The sequence below is a fragment of the Aquabacterium sp. genome, from assembly GCF_030652515.1.
Taxonomy (GTDB): Bacteria; Pseudomonadota; Gammaproteobacteria; order Burkholderiales; family Burkholderiaceae_C; genus Aquabacterium.
Map to the genome: position 1 here is coordinate 1 of NZ_JAUSAR010000219.1, position 1,231 is coordinate 1,231.

Here is a 1,231-nt window from a genome sequence, read left to right on the forward strand (position 1 = left end):
GGCGTTAGGCTTTTAAGCATCACCCATCGCTGAGCGCAAGCCTAGATGCTCAACGAATGGCTCGAAGTCGCGATCACTGAATAGAAGCGAATAGTCGCTTTCAATACATCGCGTCGCAATCAAGGTGTCAATGGTCTTGCGAATCGTTAACCCTTTGGCGCGAAGAGTACGGAAATTTCGGGCTGCTTGAATGGTAATGTCTGCCCACCAAGGTCCACCACATCTAATGCAGTCAGTAGCTTTCGCGCTTGGTTAAAGTCACGCTCACTGCCAAAGCCTTGCAGCACCTCGGCCAAGATCAAGTCACCAACGACAAGCGGCTCGCTTCCCAACAAACCATCAAGTCGTTCAGTTTGCGGGGTGATCGTGCCTCGGAAAAAATCAATCCATACGCTTGAATCCACCAGAATCACTTGTCGGTCCTCATTGCGTTCAAATCACCTTCCCAGGTAAGCTTGCCTCGAAAGCGTCGAATCTCTTCTTGCTGGCGCAAACGAAGCAATGTCCGCAAGCCCAACTCAACGGCTTCGCGCTTGGTCTTTACGCCAGTCAGGCGCAATGCGTCGTTCATCAACTTGTCGTCAATTTCAATGTTTGTGCGCATAGCGTGTACCAAATCATTAATTTATACACATTCTAGTCTAGTGTGCACACCGGCGCAACCAGCACCTCTTCGCTCTAGAACTGGCGGCCGCGCAGGTCAATGCAAGGCTTGCTTGTTCTCAATGGTTGGTCCTTCTCGCCCCAGCCTAACTTGTTGTTCAACAGGACGTCTACCAGCTTCGCTGGCAGCCGCCTGTTAACGCAGGCGTTAGGCTTTCAGGCGGGCTCAGAAAGAAAGTGGCTATGCGATACATACGAATCGGAACATATTTAGTGTGTTCGATAGCGATGCACTCGGCTAAAGCTGGTGGTCAGGCTGAGTCGCAGAGCCTTGTGGTATCGAAGAATGGCGCTCACGTCTCAGACCTGCGAAGCAAACTGATTTGGTCCCGGTGCGTAGAGGGCATGCAATGGGACGGCAAGACCTGCACCTGCACGGGCAAGCCGGCACTCGCTAGTCACGCTGAGGCTCTTTCGCTTGCCCGCGCACGGGCAGAGACCGAAGGCTTGAATTGGCGTGTCCCGCGTGTCAAGGAACTTCAGCGCCTTGTGAACACCGAGAAAGAAGAGACGGTGTTCCCCGCAGCTCCGCCAGGTTGGCATTGGACAGTCTCTGCCAACATTGATA

Annotated in this window: 3 protein-coding genes; 1 reads left to right on the plus strand and 2 read right to left on the minus strand. The window is 53.1% G+C overall.

Translation table 11 applies throughout. The annotated features are described in order from the left end of the window. Positions 1-146: 146 nt before the first annotated feature. Positions 147-413 carry a PIN domain-containing protein gene (locus tag Q7V20_RS23895; protein ID WP_304796734.1) on the minus strand — a complete coding sequence of 89 codons (267 nt, stop codon included), beginning with the start codon at positions 411-413 and terminating at the stop codon, positions 147-149. After that, a complete protein-coding gene (locus tag Q7V20_RS23900; RefSeq protein ID WP_304796738.1) occupies positions 410-604 on the minus strand; it encodes a type II toxin-antitoxin system VapB family antitoxin in 195 nt (64 codons plus the stop codon). Before Q7V20_RS23900 ends, Q7V20_RS23895 begins: the two co-directional genes overlap by 4 nt. Positions 605-1,008: 404 nt before the next feature. Between Q7V20_RS23900 and Q7V20_RS23905 the strand changes: the two genes are divergently transcribed. Continuing rightward, the coding region (locus tag Q7V20_RS23905) for a DUF1566 domain-containing protein (protein ID WP_370652561.1) at positions 1,009-1,231 on the plus strand (223 nt) is incomplete at its 3' end.